The 24,858-nt window shown below is 38.4% G+C and carries 25 protein-coding genes, 2 rRNA genes and 2 other annotated features; all 27 genes read left to right on the top strand.

What is annotated here, in order from left to right:
- Window positions 1-203 (top strand): 23S ribosomal RNA (locus AC1UFB_RS18745); the annotation flags it as partial.
- A 102-nt stretch (window positions 204-305) separates the two neighbouring features.
- Window positions 306-421 (top strand): 5S ribosomal RNA (gene rrf, locus AC1UFB_RS18740).
- Between the two features lie 204 nt (window positions 422-625).
- Window positions 626-1,087 carry a CtsR family transcriptional regulator gene (locus AC1UFB_RS18735; protein WP_025909695.1) on the top strand — a complete coding sequence of 154 codons (462 nt, stop codon included), beginning with the start codon at window positions 626-628 and terminating at the stop codon, window positions 1,085-1,087.
- Between the two features lie 37 nt (window positions 1,088-1,124).
- Window positions 1,125-1,664, top strand: coding sequence for a protein-arginine kinase activator protein McsA (gene mcsA, locus AC1UFB_RS18730; protein ID WP_025909696.1), 540 nt, complete (start codon window positions 1,125-1,127; stop codon window positions 1,662-1,664).
- A 4-nt stretch (window positions 1,665-1,668) separates the two neighbouring features.
- Entirely contained in the window at window positions 1,669-2,736 is a 1,068-nt protein-coding gene (gene mcsB, locus AC1UFB_RS18725) for a protein-arginine kinase McsB (RefSeq protein WP_025909697.1), read from the top strand.
- 19 nt (window positions 2,737-2,755) lie between these two features.
- Window positions 2,756-5,197, top strand: a complete 2,442-nt coding sequence (gene clpC, locus AC1UFB_RS18720; protein ID WP_482589712.1) for an ATP-dependent protease ATP-binding subunit ClpC — start codon at window positions 2,756-2,758, stop codon at window positions 5,195-5,197.
- 123 nt (window positions 5,198-5,320) lie between these two features.
- Complete coding sequence (gene radA, locus AC1UFB_RS18715; protein WP_025909699.1) at window positions 5,321-6,700, top strand: DNA repair protein RadA; 1,380 nt, start codon at window positions 5,321-5,323, stop codon at window positions 6,698-6,700.
- A gap of 5 nt (window positions 6,701-6,705) precedes the next feature.
- Entirely contained in the window at window positions 6,706-7,782 is a 1,077-nt protein-coding gene (disA, locus tag AC1UFB_RS18710) for a DNA integrity scanning diadenylate cyclase DisA (protein ID WP_078988977.1), read from the top strand.
- A 142-nt stretch (window positions 7,783-7,924) separates the two neighbouring features.
- Window positions 7,925-9,022: a PIN/TRAM domain-containing protein gene (locus tag AC1UFB_RS18705; protein ID WP_482589710.1), complete on the top strand. Its 1,098-nt coding sequence runs from the start codon at window positions 7,925-7,927 to the stop codon at window positions 9,020-9,022.
- Between the two features lie 25 nt (window positions 9,023-9,047).
- The gene (gene ispD / locus AC1UFB_RS18700; protein WP_076513616.1) at window positions 9,048-9,737 is read left to right on the top strand and encodes a 2-C-methyl-D-erythritol 4-phosphate cytidylyltransferase; all 690 of its coding nucleotides are present in this window, start codon (window positions 9,048-9,050) and stop codon (window positions 9,735-9,737) included.
- Between the two features lie 12 nt (window positions 9,738-9,749).
- Entirely contained in the window at window positions 9,750-10,229 is a 480-nt protein-coding gene (ispF, locus tag AC1UFB_RS18695; RefSeq protein WP_025909703.1) for a 2-C-methyl-D-erythritol 2,4-cyclodiphosphate synthase, read from the top strand.
- A gap of 101 nt (window positions 10,230-10,330) precedes the next feature.
- Window positions 10,331-11,788 (top strand): glutamate--tRNA ligase, encoded by a 1,458-nt coding sequence (gene gltX / locus AC1UFB_RS18690; protein ID WP_025909704.1) that lies wholly within the window; start codon window positions 10,331-10,333, stop codon window positions 11,786-11,788.
- A gap of 34 nt (window positions 11,789-11,822) precedes the next feature.
- Window positions 11,823-12,046: a binding site (T-box leader), on the top strand.
- Window positions 12,047-12,096: 50 nt separating this feature from the next.
- Window positions 12,097-12,750 (top strand): serine O-acetyltransferase, encoded by a 654-nt coding sequence (cysE, locus tag AC1UFB_RS18685; protein WP_025909705.1) that lies wholly within the window; start codon window positions 12,097-12,099, stop codon window positions 12,748-12,750.
- Window positions 12,740-14,137, top strand: coding sequence for a cysteine--tRNA ligase (gene cysS / locus AC1UFB_RS18680; RefSeq protein WP_025909706.1), 1,398 nt, complete (start codon window positions 12,740-12,742; stop codon window positions 14,135-14,137). The genes cysE and cysS overlap by 11 nt, the downstream gene beginning before the upstream one ends.
- Window positions 14,138-14,144: 7 nt before the next feature.
- A complete protein-coding gene (locus AC1UFB_RS18675) occupies window positions 14,145-14,558 on the top strand; it encodes a Mini-ribonuclease 3 (protein ID WP_061784779.1) in 414 nt (137 codons plus the stop codon).
- 1 nt (window position 14,559) lies between these two features.
- A complete protein-coding gene (gene rlmB / locus AC1UFB_RS18670) occupies window positions 14,560-15,306 on the top strand; it encodes a 23S rRNA (guanosine(2251)-2'-O)-methyltransferase RlmB (protein WP_100346490.1) in 747 nt (248 codons plus the stop codon).
- 1 nt (window position 15,307) lies between these two features.
- Window positions 15,308-15,817 (top strand): NYN domain-containing protein, encoded by a 510-nt coding sequence (locus tag AC1UFB_RS18665; protein ID WP_025909709.1) that lies wholly within the window; start codon window positions 15,308-15,310, stop codon window positions 15,815-15,817.
- Between the two features lie 68 nt (window positions 15,818-15,885).
- Complete coding sequence (sigH, locus tag AC1UFB_RS18660) at window positions 15,886-16,536, top strand: RNA polymerase sporulation sigma factor SigH (protein ID WP_100346489.1); 651 nt, start codon at window positions 15,886-15,888, stop codon at window positions 16,534-16,536.
- Window positions 16,537-16,609: 73 nt separating this feature from the next.
- Window positions 16,610-16,759: a 50S ribosomal protein L33 gene (gene rpmG / locus AC1UFB_RS18655; protein ID WP_025909711.1), complete on the top strand. Its 150-nt coding sequence runs from the start codon at window positions 16,610-16,612 to the stop codon at window positions 16,757-16,759.
- A 53-nt stretch (window positions 16,760-16,812) separates the two neighbouring features.
- A complete protein-coding gene (gene secE / locus AC1UFB_RS18650; protein ID WP_025909712.1) occupies window positions 16,813-16,992 on the top strand; it encodes a preprotein translocase subunit SecE in 180 nt (59 codons plus the stop codon).
- Window positions 16,993-17,185: 193 nt separating this feature from the next.
- Window positions 17,186-17,719: a transcription termination/antitermination protein NusG gene (gene nusG, locus AC1UFB_RS18645; protein WP_025909713.1), complete on the top strand. Its 534-nt coding sequence runs from the start codon at window positions 17,186-17,188 to the stop codon at window positions 17,717-17,719.
- A 164-nt stretch (window positions 17,720-17,883) separates the two neighbouring features.
- Entirely contained in the window at window positions 17,884-18,309 is a 426-nt protein-coding gene (gene rplK / locus AC1UFB_RS18640) for a 50S ribosomal protein L11 (protein WP_025909714.1), read from the top strand.
- A 108-nt stretch (window positions 18,310-18,417) separates the two neighbouring features.
- Window positions 18,418-19,119 carry a 50S ribosomal protein L1 gene (gene rplA / locus AC1UFB_RS18635; protein ID WP_025909715.1) on the top strand — a complete coding sequence of 234 codons (702 nt, stop codon included), beginning with the start codon at window positions 18,418-18,420 and terminating at the stop codon, window positions 19,117-19,119.
- 62 nt (window positions 19,120-19,181) lie between these two features.
- Window positions 19,182-19,323: a sequence feature (ribosomal protein L10 leader region), on the top strand.
- 41 nt (window positions 19,324-19,364) lie between these two features.
- Entirely contained in the window at window positions 19,365-19,865 is a 501-nt protein-coding gene (rplJ, locus tag AC1UFB_RS18630; protein ID WP_100346487.1) for a 50S ribosomal protein L10, read from the top strand.
- Window positions 19,866-19,909: 44 nt separating this feature from the next.
- Window positions 19,910-20,272: a 50S ribosomal protein L7/L12 gene (rplL, locus tag AC1UFB_RS18625; protein WP_013054917.1), complete on the top strand. Its 363-nt coding sequence runs from the start codon at window positions 19,910-19,912 to the stop codon at window positions 20,270-20,272.
- Window positions 20,273-20,385: 113 nt separating this feature from the next.
- Window positions 20,386-20,988 (top strand): class I SAM-dependent methyltransferase, encoded by a 603-nt coding sequence (locus tag AC1UFB_RS18620; RefSeq protein ID WP_076513613.1) that lies wholly within the window; start codon window positions 20,386-20,388, stop codon window positions 20,986-20,988.
- 242 nt (window positions 20,989-21,230) lie between these two features.
- Complete coding sequence (gene rpoB / locus AC1UFB_RS18615; RefSeq protein ID WP_025909718.1) at window positions 21,231-24,797, top strand: DNA-directed RNA polymerase subunit beta; 3,567 nt, start codon at window positions 21,231-21,233, stop codon at window positions 24,795-24,797.
- Window positions 24,798-24,858: the final 61 nt, after the last annotated feature.

The raw sequence follows: 24,858 nt of genomic DNA, 5'->3' as shown, positions 1-24,858 counted from the left end.
GTCTTGCCAAAGGCATCGCTGGGTAGCTATGTGTGGACGGGATAAGTGCTGAAAGCATCTAAGCATGAAACCCCCCTCAAGATGAGATTTCCCATAGCGCAAGCTAGTAAGATCCCTGAAAGATGATCAGGTTGATAGGTCAGAGGTGGAAGCACGGCGACGTGTGTAGCTGACTGATACTAATCGATCGAGGACTTAACCAAATTAGAAAAAGCGAAGGCGACTAATTAGGAGCCATAGCTAGACAGTAAACCTAGTACTCAGCAAAATGTTATCTAGTTTTGAGAGAATAATCTCAAATCATGTCTGGTGACGATAGCAGAGAGGTCACACCCGTTCCCATGCCGAACACGGAAGTTAAGTTCTCTAGCGCCGATGGTAGTTGGGACTTTGTCCCTGTGAGAGTAGGACGTTGCCAGGCATATTATTTAAAAGGATTAGCTTATAGCTAGTCCTTTTTTTATTTCTCATTAATTTCAATAAATGACGTTTTGAACCTTATTTTAGTGGAAATCATAAAAGTAAGGCAAAACTTATCAAACTACATAGTTGAAATTTTTTTCATTTCCTTTTATATTTAATTTAATAAGGTCAAATATAGTCAAAGTCAGAAGGAGGGTGCAACGTGCCAAATATCTCTGACATCATTGAACAGTATTTAAAAGAAGTGCTCGAATTAAGTGACAGAGAAATTGTTGAGATTAAACGTAGCGAAATTGCAGATAAGTTTCAATGTGTTCCATCTCAAATCAATTACGTTATTAATACGCGCTTTACGATTGAAAGAGGTTATGTGGTTGAAAGTAAGAGAGGTGGAGGTGGCTTTATCAGAATTTCTAAAGTCCGAACTCATAATGCTTCTCATTTATTTCAACAAGTCATCGATCTTATCGAATCTCAAATTTCACAGTCATATGCTGAAAGCGTCATTTTCAGGTTAGTTGGAGAAAAAGTCATTACGGAGCGAGAAGCTAAGATAATGCTTAGCGTTATTCATCGATCTGTTATTGACCTTGAGCTACCATATCGTGATGAACTTCGAGCGAAATTACTAAAAGCTATGTTGAATTCATTAAGGTATCGCTAATTGAATTGATTTTATGTAGACAGGGAGAGATGGTTGCATGATTTGTCAGCAATGTGAGATTCGACCTGCAACACTTCATTTTACGAATGTAGTGAATGGGAATAAGACAGAAGCACACCTTTGCGAACAATGCGCTGCAGAGAGTGGGGATGTATTTTCTATATCATCTCAGCAAGGCTTTTCAATTAATAGTCTATTAGCAGGACTATTAAATTTTGAACCTTCTGCTACAGGTCCGAATACAATTAAAAATGAACCACTACGTTGCCCTACATGCGGAATGACGTATCATCAATTTTCTAAAGTTGGTCGGTTTGGCTGTTCAAACTGCTATGAAACCTTTGAACAACCACTTGTTCCGTTTTTGAAGAGGTTACATGGGGGGAATTATTTACATCATGGTAAAATTCCAAAGAGAATTGGAAGTAATCTTCATTTAAAAAAGGAATTACAGGCTCTGAGATTGAATTTAAAGGAGTATATTGAAAAAGAAGAATTCGAAAAAGCTGCAGAGCTTCGAGATGAAATTCGCTTATTAGAGAAAAAAATCAATAACTCTACGGGAAAGGAGATATAGCCGCATGTCTGAACTATTCTTCACAAATCCCGTAAGCTCTTGGATGAAACAAGAAGCACCGGACTCTGATATTGTACTAAGCAGCAGAATTCGTCTAGCTAGAAATTTAACAAATTTTCTTTTTCCTACAATGTTAGTAAAAGAAAAAGCTGATGAAATTGTAAACAATTTTGATCAAGTGTTTGAAGAAATAAGGAAAATGGAAGAGTGTGAATTATCTTCTCTAAAAATGAGTGAGTTAAAGCCACTGGAGAAACGAGTACTGGTGGAGAAGCATTTAATCAGTCCTCAATTATCTGAATCTAATTCAGGGGCTTGTTATTTATCAAAGCAAGAAGATTTAAGTATTATGGTTAATGAAGAAGATCATTTACGCATACAATGTTTATTTCCAGGTCTTCAATTATCCGAAGCATTAGAACGAGCTAATGAAGTAGATAATTGGATTGAAAATCGCGTGGACTACGCTTTTGATGAACAAAGAGGCTATTTAACGAGTTGCCCAACGAATGTTGGTACAGGGCTTCGTGCCTCGGTTATGATGCATGTACCTGCATTGGTTATGACTCGTCAAATTCATCGAATTATTCCTGCAATTAATCAATTAGGTTTAGTTGTAAGAGGAATTTACGGAGAGGGTAGCGAAGCATTAGGTAATATCTTTCAAGTTTCTAACCAAATTACGTTAGGAAAATCTGAAGCTGATATTGTATCAGACTTGAATAGTGTTGTAACACAATTAATTGCTCAAGAAAGATCTGCCAGAGATGCATTACTTAAAACGTCTCATTTGGAGTTAGAAGATCGCGTTCATCGCTCATATGGAGTATTAGCTCATAGTCGCATAATTGAATCTAAAGAAGCGTCTCAGTGCTTGTCAGATGTTCGATTAGGGATTGACTTAGGTTATATTACAAACATATCCAAAAATATTTTGAATGAACTCATTATTATGACGCAGCCAGGCTTTTTACAACAGTATTCAGGCTCTGCGTTAGATGCCCATGAACGAGATATTAAAAGAGCTACCTTAATTAGAGATCGCCTTAGTAATATTAAAAATATAGATTAACGTGGAGGGTGACAGCCGTATGATGTTTGGAAGATTTACAGAGCGTGCACAAAAAGTATTAGCGTTAGCACAAGAAGAAGCTTTACGACTTGGACATAACAATATTGGAACTGAACATATTTTATTAGGTATTGTACGTGAAGGTGACGGTATTGCTGCAAAAGCATTATCTGCATTAGGGTTAAGCACAGAAAAAATTCAAAAAGAAGTCGAAGCTCTTATTGGAAGAGGTCAAGAGTTAACTCAAACAATTCATTATACACCTCGCGCTAAAAAAGTAATTGAACTTTCAATGGATGAAGCAAGAAAATTAGGTCATTCGTATGTGGGAACTGAGCATATTTTACTTGGATTAATTCGTGAAGGTGAAGGCGTAGCTGCTCGTGTACTTAATAATTTAGGAGTGAGCTTAAATAAAGCTCGTCAACAAGTATTGCACCTGTTAGGTAGTAACGAAGCTGCTTCTAGTCATCAAGGTGGTGGAACTTCGAATGCAAATACACCAACCCTTGATAGTTTAGCTCGGGATTTAACAGTGGTAGCACGTGAAGGAAGTCTAGATCCAGTTATTGGGCGTAGCAAGGAAATTCAGCGTGTTATTGAAGTGTTGAGTCGTCGTACAAAGAATAACCCAGTTCTTATCGGTGAACCAGGTGTAGGTAAAACAGCAATCGCAGAGGGATTAGCACAGCAAATTGTTAACAACGAAGTGCCGGAGATTCTTCGAGATAAGCGCGTTATGACCCTAGATATGGGAACCGTAGTTGCTGGAACAAAATATCGTGGTGAATTTGAAGATCGTTTGAAAAAAGTAATGGATGAAATTCGTCAAGCCGGTAATATCATTCTATTTATTGATGAGCTGCATACATTAATCGGTGCTGGTGGTGCAGAAGGGGCAATTGATGCTTCAAACATTCTAAAACCATCCTTAGCACGCGGTGAATTACAATGTATTGGTGCTACTACTTTAGATGAATACCGAAAATATATTGAAAAAGATGCAGCTTTAGAGCGTCGTTTCCAGCCAATTCAAGTTGATGAGCCAACCCTAGACGAATCTATCCAAATTTTAAAAGGCTTAAGAGATCGTTATGAAGCTCATCACCGCGTATCAATTTCTGATGAAGCTATTGAACAAGCAGTAAAATTATCTGACCGTTATATCTCAGATCGCTTTTTACCAGATAAAGCAATTGATTTAATTGATGAAGCTGGTTCAAAAGTTCGCTTACGTTCATTTACGACGCCGCCTAATTTGAAAGAGTTAGAGCAGAAGCTAGAGTCAATCCGAAATGAAAAAGATGCTTCTGTCCAAAGTCAGGAGTTTGAAAAGGCTGCATCATTACGTGATACAGAACAACGCTTAAGAGAAGAATTAGAAGAAACTAAAAAAGCTTGGAAACAAGAGCAAGGTAAAGAGAATTCAGCTGTTACAGTAGAAGACATCGCGATGGTTGTATCTAGCTGGACTGGAGTGCCGGTTTCGAAATTGGCTCAGGAAGAATCAGAGCGTTTACTAAACATGGAAGAGATTTTACACTCTCGTGTCATTGGCCAAGAAGAAGCTGTAAAAGCAGTGGCAAAAGCTGTTCGTCGCGCAAGAGCAGGCTTGAAAGATCCAAAACGTCCAATAGGCTCATTTATTTTCTTGGGACCAACTGGTGTAGGTAAAACAGAGCTTGCTCGTGCTTTAGCTGAATCAATGTTTGGTGACGAAGATGCGATGATTCGTATTGATATGTCAGAGTATATGGAAAAACACTCGACTTCTCGCTTAGTAGGTTCTCCTCCAGGCTACGTTGGATATGATGAGGGTGGTCAGTTGACGGAGAAAGTTAGAAGAAAGCCATACTCTGTTGTATTACTAGATGAAATTGAAAAAGCGCATCCGGATGTATTTAACATTTTATTACAAGTTTTAGAAGACGGACGCTTAACTGATTCAAAAGGTCGCACTGTAGATTTCAGAAACACAATTCTAATCATGACTTCAAATGTTGGTGCAGATACGTTAAAACGTAACAAGCATCTTGGATTTACGGTTGAAGCAGAGGGTCAGGATTATAAGGATATGAAAGGGAAAGTTATGAGTGAGATGAAGCGTGCTTTCCGTCCAGAGTTCCTAAACCGTATTGATGAGATTATTGTGTTCCATTCGTTAGAGAAACCGCATCTAGCTGAAATTGTAAAGCTAATGGCTGATCAATTAACTAGACGCTTAAAAGAACAAGAAATTGAATTGGAATTAACAAAGGCATCAATTGATAAGATTGCAGAAGAAGGGTTTGACCCAGAGTATGGGGCGCGTCCTCTACGTCGAGCAATCCAAAAGCATGTTGAAGATCGTTTATCTGAGGAGTTATTAAGAGGCGTCATTCAAAAAGGTCAAAAGGTAACGTTAGATGTAGAAGGTGAAAACTTTACAGTCAAGTCATCTTCACCGAGCAGTATTAGCTAAAGAATTAAGAACATGTGGGGCATACGACAAAATACGTATGCCTCCATTTTTTATTTACAATGTAAAGATAGTGTACAATAGCATCAAGGACTTTTATAAAGAACGAGGAGATTATACTAAATAATGAGTAAAAGAAAAACAAAGTTTTCATGTCAACATTGTGGGTATGAATCGGCTAAATGGATGGGAAAGTGTCCTGGCTGTGGCAGTTGGAATTCAATGGTGGAAGAAATTGAAGAGACAAAGTCTTCAAGGCGAGGAGGAGCTTTTTCTGGCGCAACGTCTACAAAGGTGCAAAAGCCTCAATCCATTACGAATATTGAATCAACGACTGAACCAAGGATATATACAAAGTCACCCGAGCTAAACCGTGTTTTAGGTGGAGGGATTGTTAGAGGATCACTAGTCTTAATTGGGGGAGATCCTGGTATTGGTAAATCAACTTTGTTGCTACAAACTTCAGCTCAGTTAGCTATGAACAAGCATAAGGTGCTTTATATATCTGGTGAGGAATCAACAAAGCAAACAAAGCTAAGAGCAGATCGCTTAGGTATTAAAGCGGAAGATTTGTATGTGCATGCAGAAACAAACTTAGAGTCAATCACAGAAGCTATCTCAAGTATGAATCCAGAACTTGTTATCATTGATTCAATTCAAACAATTTATCACGGTGACGTTACATCAGCGCCCGGAAGTGTTTCTCAAGTACGCGAGTGTACAGCAGAGTTAATGCGAATTGCAAAAACAAACGGCATAGCTATTTTTATTGTAGGTCATGTTACCAAAGAAGGGTCTATTGCAGGTCCAAGGTTACTTGAACATATGGTAGACAGTGTTTTGTATTTTGAAGGAGAACGCCACCATACGTACCGGATTTTAAGAGCAGTAAAAAACCGCTTTGGTTCAACAAACGAAATGGGTATTTTTGAAATGAAGGAAAGTGGTCTAGAGGAAGTGCTCAACCCATCTGAAATCTTTTTAGAAGAACGATCTCAAGGTGCAGCTGGTTCTGTCGTTGTGGCTTCGATGGAGGGTACTCGTCCCGTATTGGTAGAGTTACAAGCACTTATTAGCCCAACAAGCTTTGGAAATCCTAGAAGAATGTCTACAGGACTTGATCATAACCGTGTCTCGCTTATTATGGCAGTGTTAGAAAAGCGAGTAGGATTACTGTTGCAAAATCAAGATGCGTACTTAAAAGTAGCAGGTGGGGTAAAGTTAGATGAGCCAGCTATTGATTTGGCGGTTGCGGTTAGCATTGCATCGAGTTTTAAAGATGCACCTTCAAACCCTACAGACGTAGTAGTAGGAGAAGTTGGATTAACAGGTGAGGTCCGAAGAGTGTCTCGCATTGAACAACGAGTGCAAGAAGCTGTGAAATTAGGATTTAAGCGAATCATTGTTCCTGAAAAAAACTTAGGTGGTTGGAAAATACCAGAAGGCATTGACGTAGTAGGGGTGTCCACTGTGTCAGAAGCGTTACAGTACACGTTAGGAGGTTAAAAAGAATGAATGATGAAAAGATAACAGAGCAAAAGCAAATCTCTGATATTCTAGAATTTGTGGCTCCTGGAACCCCTTTTCGCGATGGTATTGAAAATGTATTAAGAGCTAAGACCGGCGGGTTAATTGTAATCGGGTACAATGATCAAGTGAAAAAGATGGTAGATGGAGGGTTTTCAATTAATTGTGCATTTACACCAGCTCACTTATATGAGTTGGCTAAAATGGATGGAGCGCTTATCTTAAATGACAGTGGTAGTAAAATTTTATTTGCAAATGCTCAATTAATGCCGGATCCATCTACTCCTTCTTCGCAAACCGGTATGCGACATCGTACAGCAGAGCGGGTTGCCAAGCAATCAGGAGTACTGGTTATTGCTATTTCACAGCGTCGAAATGTTATTACGCTGTATAAAGGCTCTTCTCAATATGTATTAAAAGACATTAGCGTTATTTTAGCAAAAGCGAACCAAGCGCTTGGCACGTTGGAGAAATATAAAGCAGTTTTAGATGATTCCATCAATAGCCTAAGTGCTTTAGAGTTTGAAGAACAAGTAACTCATACAGACGTGTTACAATCTTTGCATCGCATTGAGATGGTATTGCGAATTAAAAACGAAATTTTAAGTTATATTAGTGAGTTAGGAACAGAAGGGAGATTAATTCGTCTGCAGATGAATGAATTGTTGTCTCACTTAGAAGAAGAAGCAATTTTGTTAATGAAAGATTATATGTATGATACAAGCGTAGAGCCAACAAAAGTAATTGAAAAGATGCAACAGCCATCTAATAATGTATTGCTAGATGACCAAACTCTCTTACGGCTAATGGGTTATCCAATTTATACGAGCTTTGAAGAGGGAGTTGTTCCGAGAGGATATCGAATGCTTCATAAAATTCCGCGACTACCGTCTATTATTATCGAGAACTTAATTGAAGAATTAGGCGACCTCAAGGCTATTACAGATGCAACTGTTCAGGAGCTTGATGAAGTAGAGGGTATCGGTGAAATACGTGCTCGTAAAATTCAACAAGGACTAAAGCGACTGAAGGAACAACACTTGCTAAACCGTCAGCTCTAGGATATTAATTGACTTTTTAATCTTGATTAGGATATTGTGAAAATACTAATAGAGGGACATTTTGTTTACAAATTATGTTTTCAATTAAATAAAAGGTTTCAATCATTGTAAACTGTTTATAATGATAAAAGGAGGTGATGGCGTGTTAAAACGTTTTGTTCAATTGTTTTTTATCATAACAGGTGGTACATTAGGAATCTTTCTTATCCCAGAACTTATTGAATTATTAAGTCTAAAAGATATTGCATTATTAGACAAGTCATACATTCACGCCCCTTTAGGTGCAATTCTCTTTTTTGTCATAACATTCTGGTTAGTAGATTATGTTGTAGGCTTTATTCGCCGCATCGAAGAGTCTCTTGTAAAGGCACCGGTAACAGATGTTTTATTTGGGAGTTTAGGCTTAATATTAGGGTTAATTGTTGCCTATTTAGTTGGTACGTTCCTTGGGAAAATTCAGCTGCAGGTAGTTAGTACAGTTTTACCAATCTTTTTAAGTGTTTTATTAGGTTACTTAGGCTTTCAAGTAGGGTTTAAAAAGAGAGATGAGTTGGTCAATGTTTTTTCGATACCTACTCGTATTGGTAAGAAAAAAGGTTCGGAAGAAGAGCAAGAGAATAATCAATCCTTGCAGTCTTTAAAAATTTTAGATACAAGCGTTATTATCGATGGACGTATTGCAGATATATGTCAAACTGGTTTTTTAGATGGAACCATTGTCATTCCTCGATTTGTGTTAGAAGAGCTTCAGCATATCGCAGACTCATCAGATGTTTTAAAGCGCAATAGAGGTCGTCGAGGTCTTGATATCTTAAATCGAATTCAAAAGGAATTGTCTATGAAGGTAGAGATTTACGAAGGTGATTTTGAAGATATTCAAGAAGTAGATAGTAAACTTGTAAAGTTGGCAAAAGTTACTTCGGGTCTCGTCGTGACAAATGATTTTAATTTAAATAAAGTATGCGAACTGCAAAATGTAGGGGTTTTAAATATTAATGACTTAGCAAACGCAGTCAAACCAATTGTTTTACCAGGAGAAGAAATGAATGTACTTGTCATTAAAGACGGTAAGGAACACAATCAAGGTATTGCCTACTTAGACGATGGTACAATGATTGTTGTAGAAGAAGGCCGAAACTATATCGGTAAGCAAATCGATGTACTTGTGACAAGCGTACTTCAAACATCAGCTGGTCGAATGATTTTTGCTAAGCCTAAGCTCTTAGAAAAAGCCCTCTAATTTTCAGCTATAAGGGAGAAGGAACATGCAATACGATGTAATTGTTTTAGCAGCAGGACAAGGTAAGCGAATGAAAGCAGGGCGAAATAAGCAATTTCTATTAATTCGAAATGTACCTCTTCTTGTTCATACGCTAAATATATTTGAAACTGATCATACATGTAATAGCATTATTTTAGTTATTAATGACCAAGAACTAGAGGATATTACATCACTTTTAGAGCAATATCCGATGCGTAAAGTTACGGCAGTGGTGTCGGGTGGTCAAGAGCGCCAACATAGCGTGTATAATGGGTTGAAAGCCATTAAGCTGTCTAATGTGGTTCTTATACATGATGGTGCTAGACCATTTGTGAAGCGTCACCATATCCACAAACTTGTAGAAGAAGCGGCAGTTAAAGAAGCGGCAACTTTAGGCGTTCCTGTTAAAGAGACGATTAAGAAAGTAGAAAACAACATCGTAGTGGAAACGATTGAACGCTCTAGCTTGTGGTCTATTCAAACCCCACAAGCTTTTCTTTCGTCTACCATTCAAAGAGCTCATAACGTAGCAAAAGAAAACGGTTATCTAGGAACAGATGATGCAAGCTTAGTGGAACAGCTAGGTCAGGAAGTAGCAATTGTACAAGGAGACTACGATAATATAAAATTAACAACACCAGAAGACTTAATTTATGCAGAAGCTATTTTAACAAAGTTGGAACAAAACAACTAAGAGGTGAAGGAAATGAATATACGTGTTGGACAAGGATTTGACGTTCATCAATTTGCAACGGGACGTCCATTAATCATTGGAGGGATTGAAATCCCATATGAGAGAGGATTACTGGGACATTCTGATGCTGATGTACTTCTGCATACGATTGCCGATGCACTGTTAGGAGCAATAGCTCAAGGGGATATTGGAAAGCATTTTCCAGACACGGATCCAGAGTTTAAAGATGCAGATTCAGCTAAGCTTTTACAACATGTGTGGAAGCTAGTGAAAGCAGAAGGTTATGCGCTCAGCAATGTAGATTGTACAATTATTGCACAGAAACCTAAGATGGCACCGTACATCCAGCCAATTCGAGAGCGTATTGCCGAACTATTAGAAGCTGAAGTGTCACAGATTAATGTTAAAGCAACGACGACAGAAAAATTAGGCTTTACTGGTCGTGAAGAAGGAATTGCTTCACAAGCCGCGGTGTTAGTATATCAAAAATAACCCAGAGTCTTTAACAGAATTACATTTGGTGATAAAATTAATAATGTCGAAAAATAATAAATTACATACTTACGTAAAATAAACTGGAGGTTATCCTACTTATGTCAAAAGAAGTACGCGTTCGCTATGCACCGAGTCCAACTGGGCACCTTCATATCGGAAACGCACGAACAGCTTTATTTAATTATTTATTTGCTCGCAATCAAAACGGTAAGTTCATTATTCGTATTGAAGATACAGATCAAAAGCGTAACATTGAAGGTGGAGAAGAAAGCCAGCTTCGCTATCTAAAGTGGTTAGGCATTGATTGGGATGAAAGTATTGATATCGGTGGAGAATACGGCCCGTATCGTCAATCCGAACGTACAGAAATTTACCAAAAATATACGGACGAACTATTAGAAAAAGGTGCAGCTTACTATTGCTACTGTACAGAAGAAGAATTAGAAAAAGAACGTGAAGAACAGACTGAAAATGGTCAAATGCCACGCTACTCAGGCAAATGCCGTAACTTAACAGAAGAGCAGCAAAAAGAATTAGCAGCAGAAGGTCGCAAGCCAAGCATCCGCTTCCGAGTTCCAACGGGTACGGTAGTGAAGTTCAACGATATTGTTAAAGGCGAAGTAGCATTTGAATCCGACGGTATCGGTGACTATGTTATCGTGAAAAAAGATGGCACGCCTACTTATAACTATGCTGTAGCTATTGATGATCATCTAATGGAAATGACGCACGTTTTACGTGGAGATGATCATATTTCAAATACACCAAAGCAAATTATGATTTATAATGCGTTAGGTTGGGAGCCGCCTGTATTTGGACATATGACATTAATTGTAAATGAAAGTCGTCGCAAACTAAGTAAGCGTGACGAGTCCATTATCCAATTTATCGAGCAGTATAAAGAATTAGGTTATTTACCTGAAGCTCTGTTCAATTTTATTGCAATGCTTGGATGGTCACCTGTAGGGGAAGAAGAAATCTTCTCAAAAGAGCAATTTATTGAAATCTTTGATCCTGCTCGTTTATCTAAATCACCAGCATTATTTGACACGAATAAACTTCGTTGGATGAACAATCAATACATGAAGCAGCTTGATTTAGATGAAGTTGTAGATCTATCTCTTCCTCATCTCGTAAAAGCTGGGCGTGTAGAAGAACAAATGACGGAAGAACAAACGAAGTGGGTAAAAGAACTAATTGCCCTTTATCAAGAACAAATGAGCTACGGTGCAGAAATCGTGGAGCTAACAGAAATGTTCTTCAAAACAGAAATTGAGTATAATGAAGAAGCGAAAGCTGTACTTGCAGAAGAGCAGGTGCCAGAGGTATTGCAAGCTTTTGCAACGGAAATTGAAGCAATGGAGACTTTTAGTCCCGAAGAGATTAAAGCAGCAACAAAAGCTGTTCAAAAAGCAACAGGTCATAAAGGTAAGAAGCTATTTATGCCAATTCGTGTAGCTACAACGGGTGAAACACATGGACCAGAATTACCAAAAGCTATTTCGCTACTTGGTAAAGCAACAGTTTTAGCTCGTCTAGCAAAAGTTTCTGGTTAACAAATTGGTTTAAAACCCATATAGTTAATATATATTGAAATCGTTGATAAGGAGAAGTAAATAGGCTATCGCTTTTTTAGAGAGGATTACCATCGGCTGAAAGTAATCTATGCGTATACCTATTGAAATGCACCTTAGAGACTTCTGTTGAAAACTGAGGTTAGTAAGCAGGAGCGGGTATCGCCGTTACACGAGATGAGTTGGAGTGCGTATCTGCACTCAAGCAGAGTGGAACCGCGTATAAGAAACGTCTCTGTGTCAGTTGACACAGAGACGTTTTTTTTTATAAAAAATGGGGGGTGAAAAAGGTGATAAAGATGTTAAAAGAGGATATTGAGGTGATATTTGAACAAGATCCTGCTGCTAGGAGCTACATCGAAGTTATTTTAACGTATTCTGGGCTCCATGCTATTTGGTCACATCGTTTAGCTCACGCGTTGTTTAAACGCAAATGGTTCTTTTTAGCACGTGTAATTTCACAGGTTAGTCGCTTCTTTACAGGAATTGAAATTCATCCGGGGGCAAAAATAGGACGACGCTTTTTTATTGACCACGGAATGGGAATCGTAATTGGAGAGACTTGCGAAATAGGAGACAATGTCACGGTTTATCAGGGAGTAACTTTAGGCGGTACGGGAAAAGAAAAAGGAAAACGTCATCCAACGATTAAAGACCACGTTCTTATTGCAACGGGTGCTAAAGTTTTAGGGTCCATTACCATTAACGAAAACTCAAAAATTGGTGCCGGGTCGGTTGTCTTGAATGATGTTCCTGAGAATTCAACAGTTGTGGGAATACCAGGTCGAGTCGTCATTCAAAATGGAGTTCGTATTAAAGATTTAAATCATCAGGATTTACCAGATCCAGATGCAGAGCGATTCAAGCAGCTTGAACATCAATTAAGCGAACTACAACAAGAAATCAAGCAGCTCAAAGAAGGGAAGATTTATCATGACAATTAAGCTATATAACACATTAACTCGTCAAAAAGAAGTGTTTACACCTTTAGAGGAAAATAAGGTTAAAATGTATGTCTGTGGTCCAACTGTTTATAACTATATTCATATTGGAAATGCAAGACCCGCCATTGTATTCGATACAGTGCGTCGCTATCTAGAGTTTAGAGGGTATGAAGTACAATATGTGTCAAACTTCACAGATGTTGATGACAAGCTAATTCGAGCAGCTAAAGAGCTGGGTGAAGATGTACCAACGATTGCAGAACGATTTATTAACGCTTATTTTGAGGATACGACAGCACTTGGCTGCAAACATGCGACTATACATCCTCGCGTAACAGAGAATATGGATATTATTATTGATTTTATTGATGAGCTAGTTAAAAAAGGCTATGCATATGAGTCAGATGGAGACGTTTATTACCGCACAAGAAAGTTCGAAGGTTACGGAAAGCTTTCACATCAATCAATTGATGAGCTGCAATCAGGTGCTCGTATTGAAGTTGGAGAAAAGAAAGAAGATCCGTTAGACTTTACGTTATGGAAAGCGGCAAAAGATGGTGAAATTGCATGGGATAGTCCATGGGGGCAAGGAAGACCAGGTTGGCATATCGAGTGCTCAGCGATGGCTCGTAAATACTTAGGAGATACAATCGACATTCATGCCGGCGGTCAGGACTTATCGTTTCCTCATCATGAAAACGAAATTGCACAGTCTGAAGCATTGACGGGTAAGACATTTGCGAAATATTGGTTGCATAATGGTTATATTAATATTGATAACGAAAAAATGTCGAAGTCATTAGGAAACTTTGTACTTGTACACGACATCATTCAAAAGCACGACCCATCACTATTAAGATTCTTTATTCTATCAGTACATTACCGCCACCCAATTAATTATAACGAAGAAATCCTTGAAAATACTCGAAAAGGCTATGAGCGTTTACAAACAGCTTATGTGAACTTAAAGCACCGTTTAGAGGCAGCGACAGACTTAAACGACGGTAATTCAGAATGGCTAACTAACATTGATGAGCTTCATAACAGTTTTATTAAAGAGATGGATGATGACTTTAATACAGCAAATGCTATTTCAGTGCTATTCGAACTGGCTAAGCAAGCAAATGTATATCTACTCGAAAAGACAACATCAAAAGAAGTAATTGAAGCATTCATTAATGAATTTAACCAATTAGGTGGAGCTTTAGGCTTAACATTTGACGCTCAAGAATTAGTAGATGAGGAAATTGAAAATCTCATTCAACAGCGAATTGATGCTCGTAAAAACCGTGACTTTAAATTAGCTGATCAGATTCGCGATGAATTAAAAGCTAAAAATATTATTTTAGAGGACACGGCTCAAGGAACGCGTTGGAAAAGAGGATGATTGTTTAATGACTGAAAAAAAGTTAGATGTGAAGCAGTTGAATAGCCTAGCATTAGCTTATATGGGTGATGCAGTGTTCGACTTGCATGTAAGGAAACATTTGCTTGGGTTAGGGACAGTACGCCCTAACCAGCTTCATAACAAAGCGAAAAAATATGTTTCAGCTAAAGCTCAAGCTCAGATTGTCTATCATTTTAAAGAAATTGAGTTCTTAGATGATGAAGAGCTAGCGGTGCTAAGAAGAGGACGTAATGCAAAATCAGGCACAGTTCCTAAAAACACGGATGTACAAACGTACCGCTATAGCACAGCGTTTGAAGCGTTAGTTGGCTATCATTACTTATTGGGTAACCATGAGCGTGCTCAGGAAATTATTACAAAAGCAATCTCTTTCATTTTTGAAGGAGAGGGAGGAAATTAATATGCAGCAGCAGGATTATATTATCGGACGAAATGCCGTATTAGAAGCATTAAAATCAGAAAGAGAAATTAACAAGTTATGGATTGCAGAGGGCTCTCAGGGGGGATCCATGGGAGAAATTGTGAAATTTGCTAAACGAAACGGCGTATTAGTCCAGTATGTGCCTAAAAAGAAAATTGAACAAATGGTTCAAGGCACGCATCAAGGTGTATTAGCTCTAGTTGCGGCGTATTCATATGCTGAAATTGATGAACTGTTTGAAAAAGCAGCACAAAAAAATGAAAATCCTTTCTTTTTAGTACTAGATGAGTTAGAAGACCCGCACAACCTAGGTTCAATTATGAGAACAGCAGATGCAGTTGGTGCTCACGGGATTATTATTCCAAAGCGCAGATCTGTGGGGTTGACATCAACTGTAGCTAAATCATCAACTGGAGCTATTGAACATATTCCAGTTGCTCGCGTAACGAACTTAGCTCGCACTATTGATGAATTAAAGGAAAGGGGAGTATGGGTAGCTGGTACAGATGCAAAAGAAAGCGATGACTATCGAAACTTAGATGGTACAATGCCACTAGCTTTAGTTATTGGAAGTGAAGGTAAAGGAATGAGTCGCCTTGTTCGAGAAAAGTGTGACTTTTTAGTAAGGCTTCCGATGGTTGGTCACGTAACATCCTTAAATGCATCAGTAGCAGCAAGTTTATTGATGTATGAAGTGTATCGTAAACGTCACCCATTAGGAAGATAAAATGGATATTTTATTAGTAGATGGTTATAACATGATTGGTGCATGGCCTAACTTACGAAATCTACGTGACCATGATTTAGCGGGAGCCCGAGATTTGCTTATTGAAAAGCTTGCTGAGTACCAAGCTTATACAGGCTACCGCGTCATTGTGGTATTTGACGCACATATGGTTCAAGGAATTGAAAAGAAAGCTCATAACTATAAAATTGAAGTCGTTTTTACACGTGAAAATGAAACAGCTGATGAGTATATTGAAAAATTGGCTCAAGATTTAAATAACGTAGCGACACAGGTCCATGTTGCGACATCAGATTTTACTGAACAATGGGCGATATTTGGTCAAGGAGCATTACGGAAATCCGCCCGGGAATTGTATAATGAAATTCAAGAGATTGAAAGATTTATCAAAATTGAAGTAAAGTCCATTCAAACGCAAAAGCCAGCGGCAAGGATTAAATTGCCTGACGGAGTTGCTGAAATTTTCGAAAAATGGAGACGCGGCGAGAAGTGAGGCTGTTGACGGTGGAGAATTAGCTACTGTATAATATTTCTATCTACTGTGCGGTCAGGGGGATCGATATGGGCGATAACTATGGAAGAAAACTTCGTGCTCATTTCGAACAACAAGAAGATGAAGAAGTTGTCGAGCTTGTGCATAAAGGTGACATTGATGCATTAGAGTATTTGATTCACAAGTACAAGAATTTTGTTCGAGCTAAAGCACGGTCGTACTTTTTAATAGGGGCAGATAGAGAAGATATTATTCAAGAAGGCATGATAGGGTTATATAAAGCTATTCGTGACTTTAGAGAAGATAAACTTACTTCATTTAAAGCGTTTGCTGAACTATGTATTACCAGGCAAATCATCACAGCGATTAAAACGGCTACAAGACAAAAGCATATTCCGCTAAATTCTTATGTGTCGTTGGACAAGCCTATTTACGATGAGGAATCTGATCGAACATTGCTAGATGTTATTTCGGGAACCAAGGTCATGAACCCAGAAGAACTCTTGATTAATAGAGAAAAGTTCGATGATATTGAATTAAAGATGGCAGAGCTTTTGAGTGATTTAGAAAGAAAAGTACTCGTATTGTATTTAGACGGTCGCTCTTACCAAGAAATCTCAGAAGATCTAAACCGCCATGTAAAATCAATCGATAATGCGTTGCAGCGAGTTAAACGTAAGCTAGAGCGCTACTTAGAAATCCGTGAAATTACCACGTAGCCTGTATTGACACAGGAAGAAAGTGTGTGATACTTTCTTATAGACATTATCACTTATATAGGTGGCTAACAAAATGCGTAAAAAAGTTGTAATGGCATGTGTAGAATGTGGTAGTCGCAACTATACAACGATGAAAAGTACAGAGCAAAGCAACATTCGTTTAGAGATGAAGAAGTTTTGCAAATCTTGCAACTCACATGTCCAGCATCGTGAAACAAAATAGATTAAAAAGCTGCACAGATTAATACCCCTTTTATTTTAATGGAGGTTACAAACATGAACCGTGTAGGGAAATTTTTGCGTGACGTTGGTCGTGAAATGAAGAAGGTCAGCTGGCCTAAACGAAATGAACTAGTTCGCTATACAATTACAGTTGTTTCTACAGTTATTTTCATGACCGTCTTTTTCGCAGTTGTCGATTATGGAATCTCATCATTGATTCGTTTAATCCCTTGAATAATTTAATGATAATCATGGTATAATGAAACTAAATGATGATTTCTTCTTAAAAAGCCCGGGTACGGGTTTTTTAATTTGTTTTGAGAATGATATGAACTAGAACAGGTGAAGGTTCTAGTTCATCTTCTGTGCAATAGATACTTGAACACTTTATAGGAAGCTGGGAGGGAAGGACATTACGTCCTCAAAAATGGAGAAAAATTGGTATGTTGTTCATACTTATTCAGGGTATGAGAATAAAGTAAAGACGAATTTAGAAAAGCGTGTAGAAACAATGGGCATGCAAGATAAAATCTTCCGCGTGGTGGTACCTGAAGAAGAAGAAAGAGAAATTAAAAACAATAAAGAAAAGATAACAAAGAAGAAAGTATTTCCAGGTTATGTGTTAGTAGAGATTATTATGACAGATGATTCATGGTACGTGGTACGTAACACTCCTGGTGTAACAGGTTTCGTTGGGTCAGCCGGTTCAGGTTCTAAACCGACACCTCTATTACCAGAAGAAGTAGAAATGATTTTAAAGCAAATGGGTATGGATGAAAGTCATGCTGAATTTGACTTTGAGTTAAAAGAAACGGTTCTAGTTAAAGAAGGTCCGTTTGCGAACTTTGAAGGCACAATCGAAGAAATTGATACGGACAAGCGCAAAATTAAAGTTCATGTTGATATGTTCGGACGTCAAACACCGGTTGAGTTAGAGTTTACACAAATTGAAAAAATATAACTTTTAAAACCTTGCATTTCATCTGTTTTAATGTTAATATTTCATAAGTCAGTATGTCTCAATCTTGAGACTAAAACAACTAGTTCTTTATTTTATATATAAAGAACTTGGAGTGGGAGGGCATCGCCCTATTACCACATCACGGACTTAAGGAGGTGTGTCTCGTGGCTAAAAAAGTAATTAAACTTGTAAAATTACAAATTCCTGCTGGTAAAGCAAACCCAGCACCACCAGTTGGTCCTGCATTAGGTCAAGCCGGTGTTAACATCATGGGATTCTGTAAAGAATTTAACGCTCGCACAGCTGATCAAGCTGGTTTAATCATTCCTGTTGAAATTACGGTATTTGAAGACCGTTCATTTACATTTATTACGAAAACTCCACCTGCTGCTGTATTACTTAAGAAAGCGGCTGGTATTGAGTCAGGTTCTGGTGAACCAAACCGTAATAAAGTTGCAACAGTCAAGCGTGACAAAGTACGTGAGATTGCTGAAACAAAAATGCCTGACCTAAACGCTGCTAACGTTGAGTCTGCAATGCGTATGGTAGAAGGTACAGCACGTAGCATGGGAATCGTAGTTGAAGACTAATCCCAAATGATTAGGTGTTAGAAGGTTGCGAGATAGGGATAGCTTCCGTTTCGCAACCTTTATTAGTGGGAGGTTATTCCGTTAATACCACATAAGGAGGAAAACAAAATGGCTAAAAAAGGTAAAAAGTACGTTGAAGCTGCGAAGCTTGTAGATCGTACACAAGCTTACTCAGTTCAAGAAGCAATTGAATTAGTAAAGAAAACAAACACAACTAAATTTGATGCAACTGTTGAAGTAGCATTCCGTTTAGGCGTTGACCCTAAGAAAGCTGACCAACAAATTCGTGGTGCAGTAGTACTTCCAAATGGTACTGGTAAAACTCAACGTGTATTAGTATTTGCTAAAGGTGAGAAAGCGAAAGAAGCAGAAGCTGCTGGAGCTGACTACGTTGGCGATTCTGATTACATCAACAAAATCCAACAAGGTTGGTTTGAATTTGACGTAATCGTTGCTACACCAGACATGATGGGTGAAGTTGGTAAACTTGGTCGTGTATTAGGACCAAAAGGTTTAATGCCAAACCCTAAAACTGGTACTGTAACATTCGATGTTGAGAAAGCTGTTAATGAAATCAAAGCTGGTAAAGTAGAATACCGCGTTGATAAAGCTGGTAACATCCACGTACCAATCGGTAAGGTATCATTCGAAGATAGCAAGTTGATTGAAAACTTCACTACAATCTTCGAAACTATGCAAAAAGCTAAGCCTGCAGCTGCAAAAGGAACATACATGAAGAACTTAGCTGTATCTTCAACTATGGGCCCTGGTATCAAAGTTGATATCGCAACTTTCAGCGCAGCTAACTAATTATTGGAAATAAATTGGTGTTGACTTTCTGAGTCCAACTGATTACAATAGATAATGTTGTTAAAAAAATAACATTTGTACCGTAGACAGTAGGTGCCTGTAAGGCTTAATTTCCTACCGAGGTGTGTGATAAATTAGTGAACGTTCTGATTCGCTTATAACACCTCCATGTCTTAGTTGTCATGGAGGTGTTTTATTTGCACCTTGTATGAGTGTACGGAAGGAAATCTACAGGAGGTGTAAAAATGAGCAACGTAATTGAACAAAAGAAACAAGTTGTTGATGAAATTGCTGATAAGCTTAAAGCAAGTGGATCAGCAATCGTAGTTGACTACCGTGGGTTAAATGTTGCTGAAGTAACTGAACTTCGTAAGCAATTACGTGACGCGGGAATTGAGTTCAAAGTATACAAAAACACTTTAACTCGCCGTGCTGTAGAAAAGGTTGAACTAAACAGCCTTAACGAAGCGCTAGTTGGTCCAAACGCAATTGCATTTGGTGGAGAAGACGTTGTTGCTCCAGCTAAAATTCTTAACAGCTTCGCTAAAGAACACGAAGCGTTAGAAATTAAAGCTGGTGTTATCGAAGGTAATGTAGCAACTGTTGATGAAATTAAAGCTATTGCTGAACTTCCATCTCGCGAAGGCTTACTTTCTATGTTACTTAGCGTTCTTCAAGCTCCAATCCGCAACCTTGCTCTTGCTACAAAAGCTGTGGCAGATCAAAAAGAAGAACAAGGTGCATAATTTAGTCTGTTATATATAACACAATCACAAGGAGGAAATTAACAATGACTCAAGAACAAATCATTGAAGCAGTTAAAAATATGACTGTTTTAGAACTTAACGATTTAGTAAAAGCAATTGAAGAAGAATTTGGCGTAACTGCTGCTGCTCCTGTAGCTGTAGCTGGCGGTGCTGCTGGTGAAGCTGCTGCTGAGAAAACTGAATTTGACCTAGTACTTGAAAGTGCTGGCGGCCAAAAAATCAAAGTTATCAAAGTAGTACGTGAAATCACTGGTCTTGGCTTAAAAGAAGCTAAAGAAATCGTTGATAACGCTCCAAAAGCTCTTAAAGAAGGTATTTCTAAAGAAGAAGCTGAAGAAGCAAAAGCTAAACTTGAAGAAGTTGGCGCTTCTGTAGAAGTTAAGTAATTATTACTTAACATTTGATATGAAAAAGCTCGCTTATTCAAGCGAGCTTTTTTGCTTCTGTTTCTCTATTCGTTTATAGTATTAGAGGATGCCTTTTAGAAGGAGGAGTTCAGTTGACAGAACACTATTTTTCAAACACACCATCGGCTAGCAGTAATGAAGAGACATTTTCGTTTGAACTTCGAGGACAATCTTTTCGTTTCACTAGCGATCATGGTGTTTTCTCTAAAAAAGAAGTTGATTTTGGTTCTCGAGTGCTAATTGACAGCTTTGAGGTTAATAACGTAAAAGGTCCTATTCTAGACGTCGGCTGTGGATATGGTCCTATCGGTTTAGCGATGGCTAAACTTCATCCGGATGAGCAAGTGCATATGGTTGATGTTAACGAGCGCGCATTAGCTTTATCAGAAAAGAATGCAAAAGCTAATGGGATTGATAATGTTCAAATTTATCAGAGCTTTTGCTATAGTAATGTGAAAATTGATCATTTCTCTACTATTCTTACGAACCCACCAATTCGTGCTGGTAAAAAAATTGTACACGAAATTCTTGAAGGGGCATATAGCCATCTCGTTGAACAAGGTGAATTATGGGTCGTGATTCAAAAGAAACAGGGAGCTCCTTCCGCTTTAATGAAACTAGAGTCTCTATTTGAAGAAGTAGAGGTAGTAGAAAAGAAAAAAGGCTATTATATCATACGTGCTAAAAAATGTTGACTAATATTTTTTAGTATGTTAGCATTATAAAATGCCAATATATAAATATTCCATATAGGCCTCTGTTATACATAAAATTGCACGTATAATTTGAGAATGTATGGGAAAACTAATAAAATCAATAGTACGTTTTATGAAATTGTGGTTTTCTATTTAAAGAAACCATTTTTCTTTTGTTCAATAATAAACAATAGTTTATTATATGTCTTGAATAATAACGCTTGATTTGAGGGGTGAATCAGTTGACAGGTCAACTAGTTCAGTATGGACGCCACCGCCAGCGCAGAAGTTATGCTCGTATCAGTGAGGTTCTAGAATTACCAAACTTAATCGAGATTCAAACGGCTTCATACCAATGGTTTTTAGATGAAGGATTACGAGAAATGTTCCAGGATATTTCTCCAATCGATGATTTTACTGGTAATTTATCACTAGAATTTATTGACTACAGCTTAGGTGAGCCAAAGTATTCAGTAGAAGAGTCTAAAGAACGTGATGTAACTTATGCAGCACCTCTTCGTGTTAAGGTGCGTTTAATTAATAAAGAAACAGGTGAAGTAAAAGACCAAGATGTGTTTATGGGTGATTTCCCATTGATGACGGAAACTGGTACGTTTGTTATTAACGGTGCTGAGCGCGTTATCGTATCACAATTGGTACGTTCACCAAGCGTCTACTACAGTGGAAAAGTAGATAAAAATGGTAAAAAGGGATATACAGCTACTGTTATTCCAAACCGTGGAGCATGGTTAGAATATGAAACTGATGCAAAAGACGTCGTTTATGTGCGTATTGATCGTACTCGTAAACTTCCAGTATCAGTACTGTTACGTGCGTTAGGTTTTGGTTCAGACCAAGAGATTATTGATCTAATTGGAGATAATGAGTACATCCGTAACACGCTTGAAAAAGATAACACGGAAAGTACAGAAAAAGCGCTACTAGAAATCTATGAGCGCTTACGTCCAGGTGAGCCACCAACTGTAGAAAATGCAAAATCATTGCTTGTATCTCGATTCTTTGATCCAAAGCGCTATGATTTAGCAAACGTTGGTCGTTACAAGATTAATAAAAAGCTTCATATTAAACATCGTTTGTTTAATCAAAAATTAGCAGAAACATTAGTTGATCATGAAACGGGTGAAATTATTGCTGAAAAAGGTGCAATGATTGATCGTCGTACATTAGATCGCTTAATTCCAATGCTTGAAAGTGGAGTAAACTTCAAAACTTATAGCCCAGTTGGCGGAGTTTTAGAAGACAATGTCACGTTACAATCTATCAAGATTTATGCTCCAAACGATCCGGATGGAGAGAAAGTTATTACAGTTTCCGGTAATGCTTACGTGACAGAAGAAGTAAAGAATATTACACCGGCTGATATTCTAGCATCAATTAGCTACTTCTTTAATTTACTTCACCAAGTAGGGGATACAGATGATATCGACCATTTAGGAAATCGTCGTCTTCGTTCTGTAGGGGAATTGTTGCAAAACCAATTCCGTATTGGTTTATCTCGTATGGAGCGTGTTGTGCGTGAGAGAATGTCTATTCAAGACACGAACACAATTACTCCTCAACAGTTAATCAATATTCGCCCTGTAATTGCTGCTATTAAAGAATTCTTTGGTAGCTCTCAGCTTTCTCAGTTCATGGACCAAACAAACCCGTTAGCTGAATTGACACATAAGCGCCGTCTGTCTGCATTAGGACCAGGTGGTTTGACTCGTGAGCGTGCTGGATTCGAAGTTCGTGACGTTCACTACTCTCACTATGGTCGTATGTGTCCAATCGAAACGCCTGAGGGACCAAACATTGGGTTAATTAACTCATTATCTTCTTATGCAAAAGTAAATAAATTCGGCTTTATTGAAACGCCATATCGTCGTATTGATCCTGAAACAGGTAAAGTTACGTCGAGAATTGATTACTTAACTGCTGATGAAGAAGATAACTATGTAGTTGCTCAAGCGAATGCGCGCTTAGGTGAAGATGGTTCTTTCTTAGATGAAAATGTTGTAGCCCGTTTCCGTGGTGAAAATACAGTTATCCGTCGTGATCGTTTAGATTACATGGACGTATCACCAAAGCAAGTAGTATCCGCGGCAACAGCTTGTATTCCATTCTTAGAGAATGATGACTCAAACCGTGCATTAATGGGTGCCAACATGCAACGTCAAGCAGTACCGTTGTTAAACCCAGAAGCGCCACTTGTTGGAACAGGTATGGAATATGTATCTGGTAAAGACTCAGGAGCTGCAGTTATCTGTAAGCACCCTGGTGTTGTTGAGCGCGTGGAAGCAAAACAAGTTTTTGTTCGTCGTTATGAAGAGGTAGACGGGCAAAAAGTTAAAGGTAACTTAGATAAATACAAGCTTCTTAAGTTTGTTCGTTCGAACCAAGGTACTTGCTACAACCAGCGTCCAATTGTTTCAGTTGGTGATGAAGTTGTAAAAGGTGAAATCCTAGCTGACGGCCCTTCTATGGAAAAAGGAGAGCTTGCATTAGGACGTAACGTTTTAGTAGGTTTCATGACTTGGGACGGATATAACTATGAGGATGCTATTATCATGAGTGAACGTCTTGTAAAAGACGATGTATATACTTCTGTTCATATTGAAGAATATGAGTCTGAGTCTCGTGATACGAAACTAGGACCAGAAGAAATTACACGTGATATTCCAAACGTGGGTGAAGATGCTCTTCGTAACCTAGATGAGCGTGGTATCATTCGCATTGGTGCCGAAGTTAAAGATGGTGATCTTTTAGTTGGTAAAGTAACGCCTAAAGGTGTTACGGAACTAACAGCTGAAGAGCGCTTATTACATGCAATCTTTGGTGAAAAAGCACGTGAGGTTCGCGATACTTCATTACGTGTACCACATGGTGGAGGCGGAATTATCCTTGATGTTAAAGTCTTCAATCGTGAAGATGGCGATGAGTTACCACCAGGTGTAAACCAACTTGTTCGCGTGTATATCGTTCAGAAGCGTAAAATTTCTGAAGGTGACAAAATGGCCGGTCGTCACGGTAACAAAGGTGTAATCTCGCGTATTTTACCAGAGGAAGATATGCCTTACTTACCAGATGGAACCCCAATCGATATCATGTTAAACCCACTAGGGGTACCTTCTCGTATGAACATTGGGCAAGTATTAGAGCTTCATTTAGGTATGGCGGCTCGTAAACTTGGAATTCATGTTGCATCTCCAGTATTTGATGGTGCTCGTGAAGAAGATGTTTGGGCGACGATTGAAGAGGCAGGCATGTCACGTGATGCGAAAACTGTATTATACGATGGTCGTACAGGTGAACCTTTCGATAATCGTGTATCAGTAGGTATTATGTACATGATTAAACTTGCTCACATGGTAGACGATAAGCTTCACGCACGTTCTACTGGACCATATTCACTTGTTACCCAACAGCCATTAGGTGGTAAAGCGCAATTTGGTGGACAACGTTTTGGAGAGATGGAAGTATGGGCGCTGGAAGCATACGGTGCTGCTTATACGCTACAAGAGATTCTAACTGTGAAGTCGGATGATGTTGTTGGTCGTGTGAAAACATATGAAGCCATCGTAAAAGGCGAAAATATTCCAGAGCCAGGTATACCTGAATCATTCAAAGTATTAATTAAAGAATTACAAAGTTTAGGTATGGATGTAAAAATGCTTTCAGCTGATGAGCAAGAGATTGACATTGTAGATTCAGAGGATGATCAAGAACAACAATCCGAATCTATTATGTCTGATATAGAACCAGAAGGAATTTCTGAAGGTCAAAAAGACCCTGTTATCAAAGAGTAAGGAATTACTTTCATATAAAAGTATACGCACGTTAAGGGAAAAAACCTGTAGATTAAAAGGG

This window comes from Priestia sp. KCTC 13724 (genome assembly GCF_056820425.1).
Note: the sequence above shows the minus strand (reverse complement) of the source record. Positions and strands in the feature narration are given on the sequence as shown.